The organism is Sulfurospirillum barnesii SES-3 (assembly GCF_000265295.1).
GTDB lineage: Bacteria > Campylobacterota > Campylobacteria > Campylobacterales > Sulfurospirillaceae > Sulfurospirillum > Sulfurospirillum barnesii.
Genome location: NC_018002.1, coordinates 1452876 through 1477090 on the forward strand (window position 1 = coordinate 1452876; position 24215 = coordinate 1477090).

Genomic DNA, 24215 nt, shown 5'->3' on the forward strand with positions numbered 1-24215 from the left:
AATGATTGTAACATATTCTTTTCAAAGAACCCTGAAATGAGATGAAATTTAAAAATTGACAGCGTTATCGTCGGGTATTAATGAGCGCTTAGGTAAAGGTGGTGCTAAATTAAGCGGTTGAAAAGATTGTGCTGGGGGCTGTTGTTGCTGTTGCTGTACTGCTTTGGGTGCATTTTTTTGTTGAAATAAGGCTTCTTTTTTAATGGCATCAATGATTTCTTGCGTTGTTGGATTGGTTTTTAGGCTCAACTCCTTGATATAAATCGCATCAATCACAAGACCATGTGTTTTCTTCGCATATCCAATCAAGGTCGATTTTAAAAGCTCCTTTCCTTTAGACATTACCAAATCTTCTGCGTAATAACTTCCAATAACAATATTGAGCGCATCAATGACTTTGTGCTCATTTGTACTCACTTCACTTCCCTCAAATACCAAAGCCACTTCCACCTCTACAGGCTTTTTATCGACTTTTGAGAAGACGTTGGCTTTAAAATGTTCCACAACCAACGTCTGTGCGAGAAGATTTACATGTAAAAGTATACAGATAAAAATAAGGTAGCGCATTTGAGCCTTTTAAACCGATGTATCGAGCACATTTCCGCCAAGTTCTTTAATTCTGGCATCAACACTTTCGAGTGCTTTTTGCATCGTAGTATAACTAATTTCAGGCAATTTCCCACCCCACATCTGCTCTGCTTCTGCAAACCCTCTTAGCATGCCCTCACGCCCTGCTTGTAGTTTTTGCATATCATCACCCGCTCCACCAATGACAAAATTGGCAATGCGTTCACTCGTTTGTGCAATCCCAAAAAAGCCATCTTCTGAGACAAGTTCTGCCGCTTCACTTTGGCTCAATTCACTTAAAGGCTTTCCCGTATAGCCAATATCTGCCAAACGAAACGTATCGGCTTGCGTGCTAAAGCTCTTTTTAGCTTCTAAGAGCGCCTCTTCCATGTACTGCGTAATATAACCATTGACAATCTCTTTGGCACTCAAACCCTTCTCTTGCACCTCACTGAGTGTCACGGCTGATTTTGCACTGTAGGTCGTACCAGATGTACTGCTGTATGTTGCGTTAAGATTCATGTGCTAGCTCCTTTATTTTCTTTACATGTAAATCGTCAAAAGGCATCAAAAAGTGAATCGCTAGGCTGTTCTTCTATTTTTAAAATCTCCGATTTTTCGTAGAACTCCCCTACTTTTGGCGAAACTTGCACACACCGCCTCACGTGTTCTGAAAAACGAGCATAATGGTAATCCAGTAACAATTGGTTGGGGTAGCGTGCTCTTGAAATTGCCACATAAAACTGACTCTTTTCAAAAATAGTGTTGATGTTACACACCAAAGAATCAATGCTCATGCCCTGAGACTTATGAATCGTAATCGCATAGGCAAGTTTGAGGGGAAATTGCTCCAAAGAAACCAATGGCTTTTCTTGCACTTCACCATTCAAGAGTACATTTTCATGCAAAGTGTACTCTTGACGCTCAACTTTCACAAACTCACCCGCTTTTTCAACCACCACCTCTTTTTCATCAATAGCATGCACAATGCCTCGCTCACCGTTGTAGTACTTTCCCCATTTATTGGTACAAAAAAGTACCTTTGCACCCACTTTAAGGGTTAAATCTACAGGCACAGGAAGCGCATTTTTCCACCCTTCTATTTTGTTTACATGTAAGGATTTTTCATGCACTTTTTCTTTGGCTTTAAGCACGATGGGTTCACTTTTTATCTGTGCCAATTTTTGAATATTGAGCATCTCCGCCTCTTTGTTCCTGCCAAATAAAACCGTAGGATCATCATCCCAGACCGATACATTGTTACGTAAGGCGTCTAAATATACCAGCGTTTCTTCTTTTAAGTGACCTTTTCGGATGTGGCTTAAATGCTCAAAAAAGCATTCATCGTGTGTACGTTTTGTTTTGGTTAGCTCAACAACGACAGGCTTAAACGCACTCCATGCACTGCTCTCAAACGCATACTCCAATCCTCCTAAAAGTGAATCATTTTTGGCTTTTGAGACAGGTGGAAGCTGAAAAAAGTCCCCCACAAACAGGACACTTCCCTCAAAACCCGCATTGCGAAGACGGTAATAAATCATATCAAGCAAATCCGCTGATACCATGCTAATTTCATCAATCACCAGCAAATCACATCGGCTTAACACTTTTTTAATTTCAGCCAATCGAGCTTTAGTATAGCGGTCATGCCGTGTCAATTCATCTAAGTCATTGCAAATACCAAAGGCAAAAAAGCTGTGTACCGTTTGCCCTCCCACATTGACCGCACTGACACCTGTACTGCCTAAAACCACCACTTGTTTGCCAATTTTTCGTAGGTTTGTCACGACTTCGCCCACAAGATAACTCTTGCCAACACCCGCACCGCCTGTAAGTAAAGCGTGGCTCTTTTGTAAAATATCAATCAGTTTTAATGAAAGGCTCAAATGGCATCCTAAGTTGTTTTTGCTATTATAGCACGTAGCAAAATAAAGGGGTAAACAGTGACATTTCGCACGCTATTTCTTTTTACATGTAATCTCTTACTCTTCAGTGGTTGCGCCATTAAAGAGCCCCTGCTCAGGCAAAACGAACCATATGCACCATCCACCCAAAGTCTTGTACAAAACATTGTGCCACAGAACATTGCTCAGGATGATTTTACCTACCGTTACTACAAACCATGGTTTAAAACACACCTGAGTCATAAAAAAGAAGATGCCTCATGGGCCAATAAATCCTATGGCATTAAAGGACGTTACTATGGTGAAAATTTACAGCTTATTGGCGATGATGAAGTCGATGCACTCCTAAAAAGTACCAATTTTGAAGCCCATGGAAGTGTCAATGCCCATGCCATTATGCTTCAAAATGAACAAATGCGTAACCTCCCAACCCACAAGCCTTTTTTCAAAAAAACCACGCTTCCAGGAGAGGGGTATCCTTTTGATTATTTGCAAACCTCACGCATTCATATCGCAGAACCCATTCTCATCTCACACTATTCACGAGATGGGGCATGGGCGTATGTGGAAAGCTCCTTTGCTGCAGGCTGGTTGCCTAGCAACAGTTTTGTATGGCTTGATGCGAAAGAGCGAACTCCCTTCATTAAGGCGTTAAAAATAGCAATTGTTCAAGACAATGTGCCCCTGTATAACGCAAAACAACACTTTGTCAGTTACGCCAAAGTAGGAGCTATTTTTCCTATAGAAAATGAGGACGATAACTTTTTTTATACCTTTATTTATACCAAAGATGCCAATGAAGAAGCGAGTAAACTCACCCTTTTTATTCCCAAAAGCTTTGCGAAAAAAGTTCCTCTTGAATTTTCACAAGAGAGCATTCACCAACTCTCCAACACGCTCTTAGGTGAAAAATACGGATGGGGAGGCTACCTCAATAACCGTGACTGTTCGGCTATGACACGTGATTTTCTAGCCCCTTTTGGCGTATGGATACCTAGAAACTCTGCCGCACAAAAGAGTTTTGGAGAGTACATCTCTTTAAAAGATTTAAGCCCAAAGGAAAAAGAAGCCATGATTTTAAAACACGGCATTGCCTTTTTAAGCCTCATTTACCTCAAAGGGCACATTATGCTCTATGCAGGTGAGGTACAAGAAAAACCGTTTGTAATGCACAATGTCTGGGGTGTAAAGACATTGGAAAATGGGAAAGAGGGACGTGATATTATTGGAAAAGCAGTCATCACCGATCTTTATGTGGGTGCCAATCAGCCCAATGTTCCAGAAGCAAGCCTACTGATTAACCGTGTTGAGGGTATTTTGGTCAAACCAACGTATGCTACGAAAAACAACCTTGTCTCCAAATACCCCAGTGTCAAAGCCATCAAAGACAACAACGTCTATTTTATGGATGGAAGTACACTCCCTTACGATGACAAACAAGCGAAACATTTTGATGAATTGCTTGAAAATGCAGACATCGAAGATATGTTCACCCAAACATACCCTGCTTTTTTCCCCATCACACCTCCCACGCTCAATGACGACCCAGGACGTTTTCGCAACGATGCTTTTTTGAAAAAACTTTATGGCGAGAGTAAAAAAGAGATAGAAAAAAACTTAACGGAAGTCATTTGGTTACCCAATCATGGGGCTAAAAAACTTAAATTTAACCAAAATGAAAATGCGGCGATGCAACTGCAAAAAGTCTCCGATGAACTCGACCGTTTGCCTGAGAAATACATGAAATACCTTAAAAATCCAGCAGGAACATATGCATACCGACCTATCGCAGGAACCTCAAGGCTTAGCGCACACAGCTATGGCATCGCCATTGATTTAGAAACAAGCTACTCACGCTACTGGCGCTGGGATAAAACCTACACCTTTCACAATGAATTTCCCAAAGAGATTATTGATATTTTTGAAAAACATGGTTTTGTTTGGGGCGGCAGATGGTACCACTACGACACCATGCACTTTGAGTATCGACCTGAGCTGTTTGAGAGTATAGACTAAATATAAAAGGCTATTTATGAAAAATCTTGTCGCTTTTGCAACAATTATTGGCACTATTATTACCTTTTTTGCATATTTTAAACCTACTGAAGCTTCTATCAATCAAGTACAACGAAGTAATCAAAGCCATATTATTCAAGGCAATAACAATACTATTTTAAACTATCAAAACAATATAACCAATGATAAAAACTCATCTCTCAATCCTGAAAATTTATTAGAGACTCTTCATCTTGGCGTAAGTAAGTCATATTTAATCTCCCTATTTGGCACTCCTAGGTTTGATGAAAAACCTAATAATTATAAAATCAATAATGTAATTTTTGTTTTTCCAACTTTTTTTCTTCAAGCTATTTTTTCACTAGAAGACAAATTAATTTTTTATTCAATAACAACAAGATCATTAAAGTTTCATCCAAATATACCAAAAATTGATCAAAAGCTATTAGAAATAACATTTTCAAATCTTTTTGATAATGCCATATATTTTTACAGTGAGTTGAACCCACATTACTTTTCATATGCAGAAAAAATATACCTTGGCAACTCAGGAAATTATAAAGATTTATATCTTGGATATTGTCCAGCGGGAAAATCTTATGATATGTCTGTATTAACGATAAGTGATGAAAACAACCCTAAAATATTACAAGAATTTCGCATAAATAATATGCCAAACTGTTTTGGCATAGGTGAAAACGATAGTGAATTAACACGATATCTTCACGATTATCAATTAAATATTCATTACTATGATAAACGAGAAATCGAATAATATTTAACTCAAACTGCTAGAGTTTTGCTTATTTTAGTCTGTTTCATTTAAAAGATTGACGATGAGCCTTACCATCAACTCTTTTTGCGAAGAGTCACTTGAAGCCACCAAAAGAGCCAATGAAACCAAAGCGTTATCGTTTATCTTTGGTTCGCCATTGGCTTTGTAAGCGATGCCATTTTTATGTAAAAACAAGATAAACAAAAACGAGCCGATACGTTTATTGCCATCGCTAAAGGCGTGGTCTTTGATGACATAGTAGAGCAGATTTGCCGCTTTTTCTTCGATACTTGGAAGTAGATCAGCTCCGCCAAAGGTTTGATAAATATTGAGCAGTGCACCTTTAAACTCTCCTGCTTTTTCATTGCCAAAAAGTTCTGTAGCATCACCTTTTGCTATCAAATCTTTTTTAATCTCGCTAATGGCATGTTTCGCCTCATCATAATCCAAAACAAACCGCTGATTGAGTGTGCCTTGAAGCGCATGAAGTGCGTCTGAGTCATACCCTTGAAGTAATGCCCATGTTTTAGCGTAGTTGTTAATGATGTCTAGCAAACCTTTAGCTTCGTTACTGCTGAGCTCTTTACTTTCGATGCTTTTTCGCACTAATTCCATCGTGGCGGTGAGTTCATTTAAACTTTGAGCGTTGATACGTTGATGATTGAGAGCGTAGCCTTTGATGAGATACTGCTTTAAAACATTGGTCGCCCATTTTCTAAATTCTGTTGCTTGCTTAGAATTTACACGATACCCCAAAGAGACAATCATATCGAGATTGTAAAATTCAACACTATAGGTTTTACCGTCACTAGCAGTTGTTGCATTTTTTGCAACAACTGAAATTTCATCAAGCTCACCTTCTTTATAAATGTTTTTAATATGCCTAGAAATAACCGATTTATCTCTATCAAATAGCTCACACAGTTGCTTTTGACTGAGCCAAACCGTCTCATTTTCAAGACTTACTTCTAAACTCACATGACCTTGTTCATCAGTATAAAGAATGACGTTTTGATGCTCCATCTTTGGCTTCCTTTATTTACATGTAAATATTTTCACACATTCTAGCTTGATTTAGTCCGTCATTTTACATGTAAGCATTTTTTATATTCCTAGATCTAAATCAAGGTTTTTTAGATTTTAATCAGATAAAATGACTCTCATATAAACCAACCGTAAAAGGACTCGCATGATATTTACAGCAAAAGTCGATAAAACAGCGCTAAAAGGCACTCCCGTTAAACTTGAGGGAAACTTTCAAGAAGTGGGGAACGACGCTCCGATGGTAAAGGTAGTCACACCTGATTTACAAGAAAAAACCATTGGTGGTGAGGGAAACAAAGCGCAACTCATCATTACCGTTCCCTCGCTAGACACGCCCGTGTGCGATGCAGAAGCGAGACGTTTTAATCAAGAAGTGGCACAGTATGAGATGATTGATACGACTATTGTCTCCATGGACTTGCCATTTTCCTCTGCGAAATTTTGCAACGTTGCAGGCATTGCCAATTTAAGTGTCACAAGTGATTTTAGGCACAAAGCGTTTGCGAGAAACTACGGTATTTTAATTGCCAATGGCGCATTAGAAGGATTGTGTGCACGTGCTATTTTTGTCATTAGCAAAGATGGTAAAATTGTTTACAAACAAATTGTGCCAGAAATTACTGCTGAGCCAAACTATGAAGAGGCACTACAAGCTGCGATTAAAGCAGGAAATTCAGGAGCAAGTTGTTGTGGTTTTTGTCAGTAGTTTAACCCCACCCAAAGCCCCTCAAACCACACCGTTTGAGAATTTACAAGCGCAACCACACCGCATTTTCTTTTTTGCGGGCGTGGTGCAAGGTGTGCTTTTCATCGCACTCTTAGGCTTGCACTATGCAGGCATTTTACAGGTAGAAGCGTCTTTGAGACTTTACCATGCGTATGCGCTTCTTTTCATTGTCTTTACGCAATTTTTCGCAGGCTTTTTGCTCACGACATTTCCACGCTATCTCTCACGACCGAGTGCCACGAAAGAGGCTTATTTGCCCATTGTTTGGATGATAAATGGTGGAGGATTACTCTTTTTGCTCCTCTGTTTTATTTCGGAAAAAGCCGTACTGCTTCCTATGGCGATTATCTTGCTGGGGTATCTTAAGTTATGCCTTATATTGCGAGATTTTCACACACAAAGTCTTGTGAACACAAAAACCGATACCGCATGGATGCTCCTTGCTTTTGCCTTTGGTGCTTTAGGGCAAATTTTATTTATGGTGGATGCGTTTATACCAACGTACATTCTTGCTGTGGGTATGAGTTTTTACCTCTACACATTTTTTATTGTGCTCGTTGTTTCACAAAAGATGATGCCTTTTTTCGCTGCCAATAGCATCGCAGGGTATACCATTCATAAAAGTCAGTATTTTTTAAGTGTCGTTTTTGCAGGGCTTTTAGGAAAAGTTATCCTTGAGGCATTCAATATTAACGCCTTTGTAGCAGATGCCCTTTTATTTGGTGTTATTACCTATGAGTTGGTGAAATGGCGCTTACCTTTTACCAAAGCGCCTGCCATTTTATGGGTGCTATTTCTCTCCATTTGGTGGGCACCTGTGGCATTTGGGCTCTTTGTCGTGTCTGATTTTAGTGCTCTTTTAGGAGCGCCCATTTATGTTGAAAAATCTCCTCTGCACACTTTAGCTCTAGGATACTTTACAACCGTTCTCTTAGGTTTTGGAACACGGGTTATTTTAGGACATTCAGGACGTACCCCAAAAGCAGATGCCTATGCTGTTACACTTTTTGGGCTGATTCAACTGATGACACTTATTCGTATTGTGGCGGGGATTTTCCCTCAGTATGGCTACTTACATGCGGTACTGAGCGTTGCTGGGTTGTGGGTGATTATTTTTGGATTGTGGGCGAAGCGGTATATTGCTATTTTATTTGAGAAGTAACCTTTACATGTAAAGGTTACTTCTCTTCAATGAGCTCAATATCTGTCGAAAAATCTTGATACTCAATCTTTGCATCTTTAAGATTTTTAGTCGCCTTTGCACCCAAACGCTTTAAGTTTTCCACACGCCCTAAGATATTGCCAGAGCCTTCACTAAGTTGTTTGTGTGCATTATCATAACTATTATTGAGCGTTTGAAGCTGTGAGCCAACACGCTTAAAACTCTCCGCAAAGCCAACCATTTTGTCATACATTTTGCCTGCTTCTTCAAAGAGTTTTGAAGCTAGAGTGCTAGATTGTTCGCTTTGCCAGTAGAGATAAATGGTACGCAAAGAAACGGTCAGTGTTGAGGGATTGACGATGGCGATGTGCTTACGAAGCGCATACTCGTAGAGTTTTGGGTCTTCATGGATCGCCACTGAAAATGCACCCTCAATGGGCACAAACATAAAAACATACTGCAAGGTTCCTTGTTTGTAGTGCGCATAGTCTTTGCTATCCAACGTGTCGATGTGTTCACGAAACGCTAAAGAGAGTGCTTTGGACGCGATGCTTTTCTCCTCATCACTTTGCGCACGAATGAGCTCGTCGTAACTGTTCAGCGACACCTTAGAGTCAATGATGATGGTACGCTCCTGAGGGAGTTTAATCACCACATCAGGACGTTTGGTACGGCCCTCTTCATCTTTGTAACTCTCTTGCGTTTCGTAATGCACCCCTTTGATGAGCCCAGAGTACTCTAATACACTCTCCAATATCATCTCACCCCAACTGCCCTGTGCTTGTTTTTTGCCCTTTAGTGCTTTGGTGAGGTTTTCTGCTTCTTTTGAGATATTCATCCCAGCCCGTGCGACCAGTTCTATCTCTTTGGAGAGTTCTGCAAACTTTTTAATGCTAGATTCTTGAGAGCTTTCCACACTTTTTTTAAAGGTATCGAGATTTTCTTTAAACGGTTTTAGCAAGGTTTCAAGCGATTTGGTAGAGGTGGCATCAAGTTTTTGAAGCTTACGCTCCAAATGCGTCTCCATAATGGCATTAAGCTTTAATTCTAACGTTTTGCCCTGCTCATCCAAATCAAATTTAAGCCGTGCATTGCCCTCTTTTTGGGCTTCGATTTCGGCATTTAGTTTTGCGTTATGCATGTTTAAGCGTAAATTTTCAGCCCCTAAGTGTTCATATTTTCTTTGAAGCTCAGCCAATACCTGCTCTTTTTCATTCAACAACGATTTCATCCAAAAACCAAATGCCACCAAAACACCCAAAAACAGACCTAAAACAACTAAAAACAACATTTCTTGTGGCATAAAAACGCTCCTAAAATCTTTTACATGTAAACAGAATTATTCGATATAAATGGTGTCTAAAATTTGGTTTTTAAAACGCATATTTTCCAAATTTTGTTTCAAAACACGGTTCTCTTCTTTGAGAATAGAGTATTCACCGTACAATTTTCCAATATCACGGCTCATGTAGTAAATTTGATTTTTAATGTAAATTTTGGGCAAAACAAGCAAAAAAGCAACGCCCATCACCATATAGACTAAGAGTAAAAAACGAAAATCAAGGTTTTTTTCAACCTTTTGCTCCGCATCGTACTGCTCTAGAAGTTCGTTTTTATCTTCCATCTTTGCCTCTTATCTCAAAGACACGAAGCCTTGCACTTCTGCTACGTGGGTTTTTTTTGAGCTCACTGGATGTTGCTTCAATCGGCTTTTTGCTAATAATTTTGCCTAACGCATGATTATTGCCACACATGCAACGCATCACGTGTGGTGGGCAGATACAGTTTTGACTCCAAAGCTTAAACGTCTGCTTCACAATACGATCTTCTAAAGAGTGAAACGAAATAATTCCTACAATGCACTGCGTAAATTCTGCCTTAGAAATACTCTCTAAAAGCTGTGTTAAGACTCCCAACTCATTATTGACCTCAATACGAATGGCTTGAAACAGAAGCGTTGAGGGGTGAATACTCTTTTTGCCTGGGACTTTTTGAGCAATCCGTGAAAGTTCTTTCGCACTAGTAATAGGAGCTTTTAAACGTGCTTCACAAATGAGTTGTGCCATTTTTTGATAGGCATGAATTTCGCCGTATTCTCTGAAAATAAACTCCAATTGTTCTTGGCTGTAATGGTTCACTACTTCATACGCACTAAGCGTATTGTGAGGGTTCATTCGCATGTCTAAAACCTCTGAGTCAAAGGCAAAACCACGCTCTTTTTTATCGAGTTGCAAAGAAGAAACCCCAATGTCAGCTAGAATGCCTCGAATGGGTAGATGGGCATATTGAGCAATCACAGAGCTAAAATTGCCATGATGAAAGATGACTCGTTCGCCAAAACGCTCCAAACGCTTTTTACTAAACGCTAACGCCTCTTCATCTTGGTCACACCCAATCAACTTAATAGTCGGATTTTGTTCCAAAAGTACTTCACTGTGCCCACCATATCCTAGCGTACAATCAATAATAACCCCTTCAGAAACGGTAGAAAATACTTTTTTAACCTCTTCTAAAAGTACAGGTATATGGGGAATGTTCACACAAAATCCTTCATTAAAATGTCTGTTTTATTATAAATCATTAACACTTACAATCGCCTCATACGCCACGTCCATCATGCGTTCAATCTCTTTACATGTAATGACATAAGGTGGCATAAAATAGACAATATTTCCCAAAGGTCTAAGAAGCACGCCCTTTTGCATAGCATGTTCAAAGATTTTTAAATTGACTCTAAAATCAATGGGGTATTCTTTCAATTCTACCGCTGCTATCATCCCTGTTTGACGGATACTTTGAACATTGCAAAGCCCTTTAAAACGCTCCAACTGTGCGCCGATAAAAGCGATTTTTTCCTCATTTTTTTCCAAAATAGCTTCGTGCTCAAAAATATCCAGTGTTGCATTGGCCGCACTGCACGCTAAAGGATTTCCTGTGTAACTATGGGAGTGTAAAAAAGCCTTAAATTCTGCATAATCACCATAAAAAGCCTCATACACTTTTTGTGTGGTTAAAACAACGGATAGAGGAAGGTACCCACCCGTTAGCCCCTTAGAAAGTGTCATGAAATCAGGACTAACATTTGCATGCTCACACGCAAACATTTTACCTGTTCTACCAAAGCCAACAGCGATTTCATCAGCAATAAGATGAATATCATAACTATCACACAGTTTGCGTGCCAATGTGATGTAGAGCGGATGGTACATATGCATTCCTCCCGCACATTGCACCAATGGCTCAATAATAAACGCAGCAATTTTACCTTCATTTGCCCTAAAGACTTTTTCAAGCCCAACAGCTGCCTCACGAGCCGCTTCTTCACTTTGGTCTTTGGGGACAGGGGCTTGCAATGTTTTCAATAAAATGTCCTCAAAAATCTCTTTATACAATTTCACATCACCTATGGCTAAAGCACCAATGGTTTCACCATGATAACTATTGGAGAGAGAGACGAAAAAAGGACGTTTTTCGCCTCTGTTTTTATGGTATTGAAAACTCATTTTAAGCGCCACTTCAATGGCACTAGAGCCATTATCCGCATAAAAACATTTCTCTAATCCCTTAGGGGCTAGCGCACACAATCTTTTGGAGAGTTTAACAATAGGTTCATGCGTAAATCCCGCAAAAATCACATGCTCAAGTGTCTCAATTTGCTCTTTTACTTTTTGGTTAATATACGCATTACAATGACCAAAAAGATTGACCCACCAAGAACTAACACCGTCAATATAACTGTTATCTTCAAAATCATACAAATAAATACCCACTCCTTTCTTGATAGCAATAAGAGGAAGTGTCTCATGGTCTTTCATTTGGGTACACGGGTGCCATATGTATTTCAAATCTTCGGTGACTAAAGAATCATGTTTCATGAGCTAATTTTACCCCTGCTTGTTAGGAAATGAGAGCGAATTTATCGTTATTTAATAACTATATAGATAGAATTATAGCAAAATACACCGTTTGTAAAGGGCAAGTCAATGATTACGTGGATGCAACGTCATAAAAAATATTTGGTTATCACCATCTGGATTAGTACCATAGCCTTTGTGGGTGCTGGTTTTGTGGGATGGGGAGCTTATGATTTAAACCATGACCGTGCAGCCTCTGTTGCGAAAGTAGGTAAAAGAACCATTTCCGTACAGGAGTTTCAATCTGCCTATGCAAGCCACTACAATTTTTACAACAACCTTCTGCAAGGGCAGCTTACACAAGAACAAGCCGAACAAATGGGACTGGATAAAATTGTTATGAATAGCCTTGTAAATAAAACATTACTTCTAAACTACGCTGATGATATTGGTCTTCAAGTCAGCAAAGCTGAAGTGATAGAAAACCTCACAAACAACCCAAACTTTCAAGAGAATGGTGTTTTTAGCAAAGAGTTATACTACTCCCTTCTCAAAGCCAATCGTATCAATCCTAATGATTATGAAACCGAGCTTGGAAAAGAAATTCTACACACCAAATTGGAAACATTGTTTAACCTACCTACATCTCAAGCAGAGATAGAAATTTTTGCCTCTGCTTTTTTTATGGAAGACCGCTTAGCCATTAGCACTCTAAGCTTAGACGCAAATGAAGTGACAAGCAATGAAGATTCTATTAAAACATATTGGGAAAAGAACAAAGCCAATTATTTGACGAAAAAAAGTTATACCCTTGAACTCTTAAATGTTCCTGCTTCTGAAGCAAACTTTGACACAAAAACACTTGAAGCATTTTATGCAGAAGAAAAACATAATTACCAACATGCTGATGGCAAAATCATGAGTTTTGAAGAAGCTAAAGCAAAAGTTGCCATTGATCTTAGACTTAAAAATGATAAAAAAAATGCCTTAGAAAGCTTTCTTGCCTTTAAAAAAGGTGATGTCAATGCAACGCAAAGCAAAGTCATTTACGATGATGATACCCTCTTCCCAATGGATAAAATTCAAACAGCTTCTAAGGATGAAATCTTAAAGCCTCTTATTGTCAATGATAACTACGTTGTTATTAAAGTAAAAGAGATTAAATTCCCTGAGCCAATGTCATATGAAGAAGCTAAAAAAGAGGCTTCACGTGACCTTCTTACGGAATTGAGATACGAAGCACTTGAGAAAAAAGCAAAAGCGAAAGTTGAGCAATTTACAGGGAATGATATTGGGTTTGTTAGCAGAGATTCTGTTAAATCTATTGCAGGACTTAATGAGGCAAAAAGTGCAGAGTTTTTAAGCTATGTGTTTGATAACACGACAAAAAAAGGTTATAAAATTATTGACGATAAGGCCATTGTTTACGAGATTTTGGAACAAAAGTTGCTTAACACCGATAAGGTAAAGCAATATGTTAGCTTACTCAGTGATAATATTTCACAGATTAAGCAAAAAGAGTTAAATCAAAATCTTATTAAAAAGCTCGCAGAAACATACAAAGTCGAGCAATATTATAAAGGAAAATAGTTGAGCACTACAATTTTAGGTATTGACATCGGTTCAACCAAGATTTGCGCTATTATTGCTCAAAAAAACGATGATGGTGAAATAAAAATCTTAGGAGCGGGGATTTCGAAATCTCAAGGTCTTAAAAAAGGTATTATCACTAATATTGACCTTGCTTCAAAATCGATCCGCAGTGCACTCAATGATGCAAAAAGAGTTGCTGGTACGCAGTACCAAAAAGTCATTGTTTCTATATCAGGGGCTTACACAAAAAGTGTTGATAGTAGTGGTATTGTAAATATTCCCAATCGTGATATTGGAATTAAAGAGATTAATCGTGCGATGCAAATGGCGGACCACAACGCTAATATTCCCAACGAATATGAAAAACTCCATGTACTTCCATACAATTTCAAGGTCGATGATCAAGAATATATTGAAGACCCACTAGGCATGAATGGGGCTCGCCTTGAAGTACAAGTCCATATCATTACGGCACAAAAATCTTCTCTAAGCAATCTCAAAAAAGCGGTTAAATTAGCAGGTGTTGAGATTGACAACATTGTTTTAGGTGGATATGCCTCAGCTATTTCTGTACTAAATCATGATGAGCGAGAATTGGGCGTGTCGGTGGTGGATATGGGTGGAGCCACGTGTGATATTATGATTCACGCAGGTAATTCTATGCGTTTTAATGACTATTTGGGTGTGGGCTCTTTAAATATTACCAATGACTTATCAACAGCACTACACACACCACTCAGTGCAGCAGAAGAGATTAAAATTAACTATGGATCACTCAAAAACAATTCTAATGACCTTATTGAACTTCCTATTATTGGGGATGATGGGGCAACGCATGAAGTTTCGCTGAACATTGTCTCTAATGTCATTTATGTGCGTGTGGAAGAGACTTTGATGATTTTAGCCAAAACATTAGAAGACAGTGGCTTCAAGGAACAAATTGGAGCAGGTGTTGTTTTAACAGGTGGTATGACAAAATTAGAAGGCATTCGAGAATTAGCCTCTGCTATTTTTGACAATATGCCCATCAGGGTTGCTAAACCCAAAGAGATAGATGGACTTTTTGAGACACTAAGAGATCCCAGTTACGCAACTGCTATTGGTCTCATCTTGTACGGGGGAGGTCATTTTACACCGTATGAAATTGATTCCAATAAAAAGTTACGATACAAAGAAGAGACGATAGAACCGAGTCGTCATCACCAACAAGAAACACTCTTCGATGAGAACGAGATGGGTGAAGAGAAAGATGTAGCAACACTTCCAGCGGATAATGCAAAAGAAAAACTCAAAGACCTTGCAAATATCCAAGAAGAACATAGTGAGGGCTTTGGCTCTAAACTATGGAATAGACTAACACAATTATTTTAAGAGGGGAATGGGATGAATGGATTTAGCATAGAAGAATCAAAATGTGTTTATGGGGCTAAAATTAAAGTTATTGGTGTTGGCGGTGGTGGTGGCAATATGATTAACCATATGGTACGTGAGGGTGTCAGTGGAATTGAACTTATTGCTGCAAATACTGACGCACAAGCACTTGAGCATTGTTTTGCAAAAACAAAAATACAATTAGGTAAAAAAGGCTTAGGGGCTGGTATGCGCCCAGAAGTAGGAAGAGAATCTGCTTTAGAGAGCTATGAAGAGATTAAAAGCTCTCTTGAAAAAGCAGATATTGTTTTTATCGCTTCAGGATTTGGTGGGGGTACGGGAACAGGTGCCGCACCGATTGTGGCACAAGCAGCCAAAGAAGTTGGAGCACTTACCGTTGCCGTTGTCACACGTCCTTTTCTCTTTGAAGGTAAAAAAAGAGCAAAACTTGCAGACATAGGCATTAATGAGCTTCGTAAAGAAAGTGATTCTATTGTTATCATCCCTAATGACAAACTTCTCTCCATTGTTGACTCAAAATTTGGCATTAAAGATAGTTTTAAAATTGTTGATGATGTTTTAAGTCGTGCGGTCAGTGGTATGAGTTTGGTTGTTCTCTCCTCAGGTCAAAGTGATATTAACGTCGACTTTGCTGATGTACAAACGGTTATGAGTCATCGTGGTATGGCACTCATGGGTATTGGTGAGAGTACAGGGGAAGATGCTGCGGTTGAAGCCATCAAAAGCGCTATTGAATCTCCACTGCTTGATAATATGTCTATTAATGGTGCCCTAGGAGTCCTTGTTCACTTCCAACTTCCTCCAACCTACCCACTTAATGAAATTAGTGCAGCTATGGGACTTATTATGGATTGTGCTGATGAAGACGCTGATGTTATTTTTGGTACAACAACCGATGAAAATATGCCTGAGAACAGTGTAAAAGTAACCATTGTAGCGACAGGATTTGAAAATAAAGCAGAAGCAAAAGAGCTTAAAATGCTCAATACCAATCAAGAAGCCATTAAAAAAGAGCGTATTTTACGTATGAAAAAAGTCAGTGGTGGTTATGAGGGTCAAGATGATTATCTGGACATTCCAACCTTCATTCGACACCAAATGGATTAATCCCCCTCCCCCTCTCTTAATAGATAAGAAGCAGATAGCTTCTTATCTATTATTTATTGAACAACCATCCTCTTCTTACAAAAAGAGCCACTTGTGTGAGCATTAAAATTTTTATAACCCATTCGCTTTGTTTGTGCATCGTGCTAAAAGCGAGTGTAGAAGTATGTTCAGCGCCTAATTGTTGTGCATGCACAATGAACGGCGTATAATAAAAAATAAAAAGACCTGTTGAAATCACCATACTCAGGGATAATATTAAAGCATAGGTATCATGATTTTTACGCATCATCATTACTTGAACTTCATAAATAATGCTATACAGCGCAACAAAACCAATGAGTATATTCATTTTCAAAAAAACTTGTGTCATTAAAATACCGCTTTGAAAATGGCTTAGCACACCCTCCCCTAAATATTTTTGTGGAAAGAAAATAATAGGCGCTACAAAAGCACCTGCAGCTATTTCAACCCCAACAGCAATTCCTAAAATGCCCAAATAAATTACAATAAAACTTTTCATCTCTTCTCCTGTATGTAAAATCCACGATCAAGCCCTGCTAAATCCTGATAAAACGTAGGCTCGAGCCCTTTTGCAACACAATATGTATACAAAGGCTCTTTTTGGTCATATCCCATCTCACATACCAAGGCTTTTACACGATGTTGCATAAAGAGATCAATGATATGACATAACATTTCATCCCCTTTAATGCCTCCAAAAAGGGCTAAAGAAGGCTCAAAGGAGAGTCCTTTACCTAAAGGCTCATCGTGTGCAATATAAGGAGGATTAGAGACAATCATATCAATAGACTCATGAATCGCATCCAAATAACTTCCCTGTACAAATGAAATGCGCTCATGAACACCATGTTTCATAGCATTGCTTTGGCTTACATGTAAAGCATCACTGGAAATATCCACTGCCGTTATTTTGACATCGGGGAGCATCAAGGCAAGCATAATACTAACAATCCCACTCCCACTCCCAATCTCTACAATATGTGCTTTTTCAGGCAATGTTTTTGCTAACAAAACCGCTTTATCCACCAAAATTTCTGTCTCGGGTCGTGGAATTAAAACCCGTGCATCCACGCTAAACTCTCTATCATAAAAAGAAGCGCGCCCTAAAATATACTCTAAAGGTTCATGATTAGCGCGTCGTTTAAGTGCTGTATAAAACCATTCATTGGGGATGATTTCATCCGCATCGTGTGCCACAAGCCAACTCATCTCTTTTCCCAACATGTCACATAAAAGCAACATGGTCTCTTTCTGAGGGATAGGTGTTACCTCTTGCAAACATTCAACCCCTAAATGCACACACTCTTTAATCCTCACATCGCTTCCTTCGAGAAATGCATCCCCAATTTTTCAAGCCTTTGTGTCAAAGGTGGATGTGTAAAATAAAGCGCAATGGTTAAAGGATGCGAAAAAGGAAAACTTCTGTTTTCATCAGCAAGCTTCACTAAAGCAGAACACAATGCCTCTTTACTCTCACACTCACTCCCATATTCATCTGCTCTATACTCATTGTAACGACTCAGCATCCCAAATAAGGGCATCATCACAAAAGAGATTAACGGTGAGAGCATTAAGAAAAGAACGATAACCATATGCGGTGAAGCATTTACATGTAAAGCATCAAAGAGTGAATCAGGCAAATTTCCAAAAAGTACAAACATCATAAAAAGCATCAAAGCACTTGAAGCAATATTTTTTACAATATCATTGTGTTTAAAATGTCCCAATTCATGACCTAAAACTGCTAAGAGTTCGTGCTTTTCAAGTTTTGCGATTAAGGTGTCAAACAAAACCACCCGCTTAGAACTGCCTAAGCCTCCAAAATAGGCATTTAAACGATTGTCACGTTTGCTTGCATCCAAACTAAAGACCCCACTGCTTTTAAGCCCCGCTTTCGTAAGCAAAGCTTCAATTGAACATTTTAATGTTTCATCTTCCAAAGGTGTTAGTTTATTAAACAAAGGCACAATCACGCTAGGATAAATCATATTGATAAACAAAATAACCCCAAAAGAGAATAAAAATCCATACAACCACCAATACTCAAAATGAAGAATAATCAGACTCATAATGGCAAAAAATGCCCCACCAAAGAGTAAAAACATAAGTACGGCCTTACACTGATCCATCACATAGGTTTTCAACGAAATGGTAGAAAAACCAAACTTTTTATCAAGATTAAATGTTTGATAAAGATCAAAAGGAAGGGTTAAAAAATAATTGACCGCAATAAACATCATGACAAACAAAACCGAATGAAGAACCTCATTTTCAACAAACCGATACTCCGCCAAATACGCTAAGCCAAAAGCAATCCAACCAAAAAAAATAAAAAAATCATACAAAGAACTTACGATAGCCATTTTTTGAGATGCAATTTTATACGCAGCTGCTTTGAGATAATTAGAGGGCGATAAAATAATAGGCTCAAACGATTTTGCTTTTTGAACGCATCCAATTTCCATAAAACTTGCATAAAGCTTTATTACAAGATAGAGGCTATAACACCCCAAAATCCATTCTAACATACTTGATTTCCTTAATACGAATTTCAAAGAGCAATCATACCAACTTTTAATCAATATTTTCTAAATCCATGCAACACCATTGCAACATACGAATGCTACTATTTTCACTGAAAAGAGATTTTCATCATTCAACCTGACTAAATCATTTAAAAAAGGAGTTCACATGTCAATTGCAAAACAATTAATGCTCATGCTTTTAATCGCTATCATAGGAACCTGTACCATCTTTGGAATCAGTATGAAAAAGATGGATCAGGTTTATGAGGAAACAAATTACGTAACCGTAAATTCGCTCCCAAGTGTTCTCTCTCTTAATCATTCCATGCTCTATGGTCTTAGACTTCGGCTGGTTATGTGGGAACACATTACACAAGAAGATAAAACGGCGAATGCTAAATCAAAAGAGGGAATCTTAGGTGCACTCAATGACTTAGAAAAAGAGCTCAAAACATACGAGTCGATGGTCAGTAATGAAAAAGATAAAGCGCTTTTAGCCAAAGACTTAGAGGCTCTTGAAGGATTTAAAAAATTGGTCGATGAAATTTTAAAACTTTCCGAATCAGGACACAAAGCAGAGGCTGCTGTGACGTTTAATAAAGCAAGACCTGTGCTCAAAGCACTTACTTCTGCTCTGGATGAACATATGCAATACAATCTTGAACTTGCCAATCAAATGGCAACACATGCTGCTAGTGAAAAAGAGAATGCAAATTTACTACTCATTATACTTTCTCTTTGTATTATTGGTTCAACCATCGTTTTAAATCTCCTGATTCGCAAAAACATTATGCAAGGGGTGCATCTCGTGCGTGATAGCATTGGTCATTTTGTACGCACTAAAGAACTTAATTTTCGCATCAAATACGAAAAACAAAATGAGATCAAAGAGATGGTTAACAGTTTCAATATGCTTGTGGAAACACTTGAGAGTACCATCGTTGATGCCAAAAGTTCTTCAAGTGAAAACGCTTCTGTATCGCATGAACTAAGCACCACCAGTATGCAAATTGGACGCAATGCGGAACAAAGCTCTGTCATTGTAGCGAATACCATTCAAGAAATTGAAACCATAAAAGTCTTTGTCCAAGAGACAGCAACGCTTTCTGAAAATATGAAACAAAGCATCGCAACGGCAGGAAGTCGCCTTGATAACGCTAAAAATGAAGTCATTGCTCTTCGTGGCGAGATGAATCAAGCCAGTGCCTCTGAAACGGCTCTTGCTCAAAAGCTAGAGCAGATGAGCCATGATGCCGAACAGGTCAAGCAGATATTAACAGTCATTTCTGATATTGCCGATCAAACCAACCTTTTAGCTTTAAATGCCGCCATTGAAGCAGCAAGGGCAGGAGAGCACGGTCGCGGGTTTGCGGTGGTTGCTGATGAAGTACGAAAGTTAGCGGAGCGAACGCAAACATCACTCACAGAGATCAATGCTACAATCAATATTATTGTTCAATCTATCGTAGACTCATCAGAACAAATGGGAAGAAATGCCAAAAACATTGAAAGACTCTCAACGGTTTCCAGTGGTGTTGAAACCACCATTTTAGGAACCACCCAGGTCATGGAAGAAAGTGTCACCGCTGTTACCACCAGTGCTCAAAACTCTCGAAAGATTTCACAAGATACTGATAAAATCGTTACGATGGTTTCCAATATCAACACACTCACGAGCGAAAATGCCAGGAGTGTCGAAGAGATTGCAGCAGCAGCAGATCATCTCTCTCGTTTGGCTGAAAATCTCAATAATAAACTCAATCAATTTAAGTCCTAACTTCCTACGCCAGAGACTAAAGCAAGCCTTTAGCCTCTGGCGTCAACTTTGGCTATAATACACAAAAAAATCAACGGAGTCTCTTTGGCACTTTTAGATCTAATTGGTATTAGCAAAGCATATGAAACACAACAAATTCTCTCAAGTATCGATTTTTCTCTCCACGAGAAAGAGCGTGTCGCCATTATTGGGAAAAATGGTGGTGGAAAATCAACCCTTATGAAACTTATTTATGGCTCTCTTGAATCCGATGAAGGAAGACGTATTCTTCAAAAAAATATTAAAGTGGGCATGCTCGATCAAACACCTCGTTTTAAAGAGGGAATGCATGTTAAAGAGGCAATAGAAGAAGCCCTAAAAGAGCTCAAAGATGCGAAACTACGCTACGATGAAATTTTAAAAACATTAGAAAAAGATTTTGAAAATACGGCTTTATTGCATGAACAAAGTGAATTGGTCAGTTATCTGGATATACACGATGCATGGAGTCTGGATGAAAAAATAGAACAGGTCATGTATGAATTTGATTTAAAGCAGTTTGAAAACAGCGATGTCAACCTCTTAAGCGGAGGAGAACAACGCCGTGTCACCCTTGCGGGACTTATCTTACAAAAGCCAGATATTCTTCTTTTGGATGAGCCAACCAACCATTTGGATGTCTATATGGTCGAATTTTTAGAAGAGATGATCTTAAAGGGTAAGTTTACCCTCCTCTTTATTTCACACGACCGCTATTTTATTGACCATATTGCCACACGTACCATTGAGATTGATGATGGAATGCTGCGTAGTTTTGAGGGAGGGTATGAAAATTATCTTACATGTAAAGAGTTATTAATTCTATCGCTCCAAAAGCAACATGAAAATCTTCTCAAATACCTCAAAGGGGAAGAAGAGTGGTTACGAAGAGGGGTTAAAGCTCGCTTAAAACGTAATGAAGGACGTAAACAAAGGGTTTTTGAACTGCGTGAAAATGCAAAAAAAAATCCCTCTTTGGTGAAAAAACTCAAACTTGAGTTAGAACGAGAAAAACACAATTTTAACGGTGAAAAAATTGTTAACAAGCAAAAAATGCTTTTTGAAATCTATAACATTCATAAAAAGCTGGGCGATAAACTGTTGATTAAAGATTTTAGTACCCGTATTTTACAAAAAGACCGTATTGCTATTGTTGGGAAAAATGGGGCTGGAAAATCAACCTTGCTTAAAATTTTACTCGGTGATATGACGGTAGATAGTGGAAAATTTGACAAGGGTGAATTTAAAGTTGGCTACTTTGACCAACAACGCCTTATGCTGGATGAAAATAAAAATCTCATTGAAACTTTTTGCCCTAATGGTGGCGATAGGGTGGATGTCAAGGGGAAAAATATCCATGTGTTTGGCTACTTAAAAGATTTTTTATTTCCTAAAGAAGATTTAAACAAGAAAATTGGCGTTTTAAGTGGTGGAGAAAAAAACCGTGTTGCCCTTGCCCTACTTTTTGCTCAAGAAGTGGATTGTCTCATTTTAGATGAACCAACCAATGATTTGGATATTCCTACGATTAATATTTTAGAAGAGTATATTCAAAGTTTTAGTGGTGCTGTTATTTTTGTGAGTCATGATCGTTATTTTGTTGATAAGATTGCCAATAAACTCTATGTCTTTAAAGGTGAGGGACTTATTGAAGAGAGTTACCAAAGCTACAGTGAGTATTTAGAAATTGAAAAAGAGATTAAAGAACTTGAGGGCATGGAAGCCTCCACCCATACCGTAACACCTTTAAAAGAAGAACCAAAAACCCTTAAAAATAAAGAGAGTATTCCTACAAAACTTAGCTACAAAGAACAGCGCTTACTGGAAACACTCCCTGTGCACATTCAAACCTTAGAAGATGAAATTAAAGAGATTAAACGCTGTCTTAGCAATCCAGAGTGCTACCAACGTATTGGACTCACACAACTCTCACAAACCCTTGAAGAAAAAGAAGCCCTTTTAGAACCTCTTATTGAGGAACTTTTACTTATTGAAGAAAAAGCAGAAATCATGCAAAAAGGCTTTTAGCCTTTTTGCATTTAGACTTTAAAACTGGAGAGTGTATCATCGAGTGCTTGAGAGGTTTTTAACATCACTTGAGAAATTTGAGCTAACTCTTCAGCAATTTTTTCATTGTTGTGAGAGAGTCCTAATGTTTTCTTCATCTGTTCCATCATTTGAGTGGTAAGACCTGCAATTTCAAGCACTTTTTGCGACGCTTTTTTGGCATCTTCCATAGACTCTAAGGTACGTTTTTTCGTCTCTTGTGTCTCTTCTTCTACCTTGCATGCGCTGTTTGAAATATCATGAATATTTTGTGCATTATTTTCCATATGATTGCTTAGCTGTGTGACACCTTGAACAATCACACTAATGGTTGCATCTATCTCTGCCAATGATTTTTGTGTTCGCTCAGCCAATTTTCGTACTTCATCAGCTACCACAGAAAATCCACGTCCATGCTCTCCTGCCCTTGCTGCTTCAATGGCGGCATTTAAAGCTAAAAGATTGGTTTGATCAGCGATCTCTTTAATCATCGCCAAAATAGATTTGATTTGATTGGTTTGAGAAACAACGCTTTGCACTTGTTGCGCCATTTCTTGCTCATTTTCACTGGCACTATTAATTTTTTGTACCACATCATTTAATGAAAGACTCATGGTATCTAAAACATTAAAAGAAGCACTGTTATCTTCAACCGTATGCAAAGCTAAGCGTTTTGACTCATCAAGGTTTTGTTCAATGTGCTTCATCAAATCAAAAGACATCTCAATTTGATGTGCTTGCTCTATCACACTTTTAGAAAAGCTGTTGGCATTCTCATTGAGAGTTTCACCTGTATGCTCGACGTTTTGAGAAATACCTTGCGATGTAAGAATAATGGAATGAATTTTTTCAATAAAAAGATTAATATAATGGGCAATATCTCCCATTTCATCTTTGCTTTGAATATTAAGACGTGCTCTTAAATCACCATTCCCCCCACTTAAATCTTTTACACGCTCTCTTAAAAGCATCAAAGGATTTCCAACCACACGCTTAAGCAACCACATAATCAAAATAGCTGTCAAGACCAATGAAAGTGCGAAAATGCTTAACAATTTCCAACTCATTTGCAAAATATAAGCATCAATCGTCTCAAATGAGAAGGTCATATCCATGACACCTAAAACATCACCCACCTTTGAGGTTGGATGACAGGCAAGACAATCTTGTTCTGCAATTAAAGGCTTAAGAAGCCTCAACCTATGCCCTTTTTCATCATCCAACTCAATATTTTTAGAGCGAGGATTTTTAAAAATAGAAACAACGGCCTCATCACTAGAAAGTTTTGCATTGATCCCAAAAGCATCAATGACCGCTTGTGATTGGTGGATTTTGAGCTCTTTAATATCTTTCATTTGCCCTGCATCATGCAAGGACTTTTCAATCAGCTCTCTATCTCCCAAATTCATCGTTGCACGCACTGTTTGAAAAACAGATTGACTTAAAAGGTCTAAGTTCGTCTCACTTTGAAGTTGCGAAGACTTTCTAAATTCGCTGACAATAAAAAATTGTAAGACAATAAAACTTACCAACAACAAAGGAATAAGCGTTAAACCTATTTTGACACCAAGCCCTCTTTGCATTAACAAAACCTCTTTGCATTGTGCGCATATTTCTCTACATGTAAAACCAAAAAAACACCTCCATACCCTACTCTTTTTCTATGCTTTATTTATTATAGTAGAGA

General features: G+C 38.4%; 21 protein-coding genes. 9 read left to right on the forward strand and 12 right to left on the reverse strand.

Features of this window, described 5'->3' with window-relative positions; genetic code table 11:
• Positions 1-48: 48 nt before the first annotated feature.
• From SULBA_RS07320 to SULBA_RS07330, 3 genes are read right to left on the reverse strand one after another with little or no spacing between them, the layout of a single operon-like run.
• On the reverse strand, positions 49-567 hold the full coding sequence (locus SULBA_RS07320) for a hypothetical protein (protein WP_014769645.1): 519 nt from the start codon (positions 565-567) through the stop codon (positions 49-51).
• A 9-nt stretch (positions 568-576) separates the two neighbouring features.
• Entirely contained in the window at positions 577-1089 is a 513-nt protein-coding gene (locus tag SULBA_RS13175; protein ID WP_014769646.1) for a hypothetical protein, read from the reverse strand.
• A gap of 35 nt (positions 1090-1124) precedes the next feature.
• A complete protein-coding gene (locus SULBA_RS07330; RefSeq protein ID WP_014769647.1) occupies positions 1125-2453 on the reverse strand; it encodes an ATP-dependent DNA helicase in 1329 nt (442 codons plus the stop codon).
• A 57-nt stretch (positions 2454-2510) separates the two neighbouring features.
• On the opposite strand from SULBA_RS07330, the gene SULBA_RS07335 reads away from it, so the two are divergent.
• Positions 2511-4487, forward strand: a complete 1977-nt coding sequence (locus SULBA_RS07335; RefSeq protein ID WP_014769648.1) for a bifunctional C40 family peptidase/M15 family metallopeptidase — start codon at positions 2511-2513, stop codon at positions 4485-4487.
• 16 nt (positions 4488-4503) lie between these two features.
• On the forward strand, positions 4504-5262 hold the full coding sequence (locus SULBA_RS07340) for an ETEC_3214 domain-containing protein (protein WP_014769649.1): 759 nt from the start codon (positions 4504-4506) through the stop codon (positions 5260-5262).
• A 33-nt stretch (positions 5263-5295) separates the two neighbouring features.
• Here SULBA_RS07340 and SULBA_RS07345 read toward each other — a convergent pair whose 3' ends face one another.
• Positions 5296-6285, reverse strand: a complete 990-nt coding sequence (locus tag SULBA_RS07345) for a virulence RhuM family protein/type II toxin-antitoxin system death-on-curing family toxin (RefSeq protein WP_014769650.1) — start codon at positions 6283-6285, stop codon at positions 5296-5298.
• A gap of 166 nt (positions 6286-6451) precedes the next feature.
• On the opposite strand from SULBA_RS07345, the gene tpx reads away from it, so the two are divergent.
• Both tpx and SULBA_RS07355 read left to right on the forward strand, forming a co-directional pair.
• Positions 6452-7012, forward strand: a complete 561-nt coding sequence (gene tpx, locus SULBA_RS07350; RefSeq protein ID WP_014769651.1) for a thiol peroxidase — start codon at positions 6452-6454, stop codon at positions 7010-7012.
• Positions 6996-8195, forward strand: a complete 1200-nt coding sequence (locus SULBA_RS07355; protein WP_014769652.1) for an NnrS family protein — start codon at positions 6996-6998, stop codon at positions 8193-8195. The genes tpx and SULBA_RS07355 overlap by 17 nt, the downstream gene beginning before the upstream one ends.
• Positions 8196-8211: 16 nt before the next feature.
• On the opposite strand, the gene SULBA_RS07360 is transcribed toward SULBA_RS07355, so the two are convergent.
• From SULBA_RS07360 to SULBA_RS07375, 4 genes are read right to left on the reverse strand one after another with little or no spacing between them, the layout of a single operon-like run.
• Complete coding sequence (locus SULBA_RS07360; protein WP_014769653.1) at positions 8212-9498, reverse strand: DNA recombination protein RmuC; 1287 nt, start codon at positions 9496-9498, stop codon at positions 8212-8214.
• A gap of 36 nt (positions 9499-9534) precedes the next feature.
• Positions 9535-9819, reverse strand: coding sequence for a hypothetical protein (locus SULBA_RS07365; RefSeq protein ID WP_014769654.1), 285 nt, complete (start codon positions 9817-9819; stop codon positions 9535-9537).
• Positions 9809-10735, reverse strand: a complete 927-nt coding sequence (rsmH, locus tag SULBA_RS07370; RefSeq protein ID WP_014769655.1) for a 16S rRNA (cytosine(1402)-N(4))-methyltransferase RsmH — start codon at positions 10733-10735, stop codon at positions 9809-9811. Before rsmH ends, SULBA_RS07365 begins: the two co-directional genes overlap by 11 nt.
• A 30-nt stretch (positions 10736-10765) precedes the next feature.
• Entirely contained in the window at positions 10766-12070 is a 1305-nt protein-coding gene (locus SULBA_RS07375) for an adenosylmethionine--8-amino-7-oxononanoate transaminase (protein ID WP_014769656.1), read from the reverse strand.
• Between the two features lie 108 nt (positions 12071-12178).
• Here SULBA_RS07375 and SULBA_RS07380 point away from each other — a divergent pair, with 108 nt between their 5' ends.
• From SULBA_RS07380 to ftsZ, 3 genes are read left to right on the forward strand one after another with little or no spacing between them, the layout of a single operon-like run.
• Positions 12179-13639, forward strand: coding sequence for a peptidylprolyl isomerase (locus tag SULBA_RS07380; RefSeq protein ID WP_014769657.1), 1461 nt, complete (start codon positions 12179-12181; stop codon positions 13637-13639).
• Positions 13640-15013, forward strand: a complete 1374-nt coding sequence (gene ftsA, locus SULBA_RS07385) for a cell division protein FtsA (protein WP_014769658.1) — start codon at positions 13640-13642, stop codon at positions 15011-15013.
• A 12-nt stretch (positions 15014-15025) separates the two neighbouring features.
• Entirely contained in the window at positions 15026-16141 is a 1116-nt protein-coding gene (gene ftsZ, locus SULBA_RS07390; RefSeq protein WP_014769659.1) for a cell division protein FtsZ, read from the forward strand.
• Between the two features lie 49 nt (positions 16142-16190).
• Here ftsZ and SULBA_RS07395 read toward each other — a convergent pair whose 3' ends face one another.
• The 3 genes from SULBA_RS07395 to SULBA_RS07405 are packed head-to-tail and all read right to left on the reverse strand — an operon-like array spanning position 16191 to position 18690.
• A complete protein-coding gene (locus SULBA_RS07395) occupies positions 16191-16661 on the reverse strand; it encodes a DUF4149 domain-containing protein (protein ID WP_014769660.1) in 471 nt (156 codons plus the stop codon).
• On the reverse strand, positions 16658-17479 hold the full coding sequence (gene prmC, locus SULBA_RS07400) for a peptide chain release factor N(5)-glutamine methyltransferase (RefSeq protein ID WP_014769661.1): 822 nt from the start codon (positions 17477-17479) through the stop codon (positions 16658-16660). Before prmC ends, SULBA_RS07395 begins: the two co-directional genes overlap by 4 nt.
• Entirely contained in the window at positions 17476-18690 is a 1215-nt protein-coding gene (locus SULBA_RS07405; RefSeq protein WP_014769662.1) for a M48 family metallopeptidase, read from the reverse strand. The genes prmC and SULBA_RS07405 overlap by 4 nt, the downstream gene beginning before the upstream one ends.
• Positions 18691-18853: 163 nt before the next feature.
• On the opposite strand from SULBA_RS07405, the gene SULBA_RS07410 reads away from it, so the two are divergent.
• Positions 18854-20464 (forward strand): methyl-accepting chemotaxis protein, encoded by a 1611-nt coding sequence (locus tag SULBA_RS07410; protein ID WP_014769663.1) that lies wholly within the window; start codon positions 18854-18856, stop codon positions 20462-20464.
• 84 nt (positions 20465-20548) lie between these two features.
• On the forward strand, positions 20549-22510 hold the full coding sequence (locus tag SULBA_RS07415; protein ID WP_014769664.1) for an ABC-F family ATP-binding cassette domain-containing protein: 1962 nt from the start codon (positions 20549-20551) through the stop codon (positions 22508-22510).
• Positions 22511-22521: 11 nt separating this feature from the next.
• On the opposite strand, the gene SULBA_RS07420 is transcribed toward SULBA_RS07415, so the two are convergent.
• A complete protein-coding gene (locus SULBA_RS07420; RefSeq protein WP_014769665.1) occupies positions 22522-24111 on the reverse strand; it encodes a methyl-accepting chemotaxis protein in 1590 nt (529 codons plus the stop codon).
• Positions 24112-24215 lie beyond the last annotated feature (104 nt).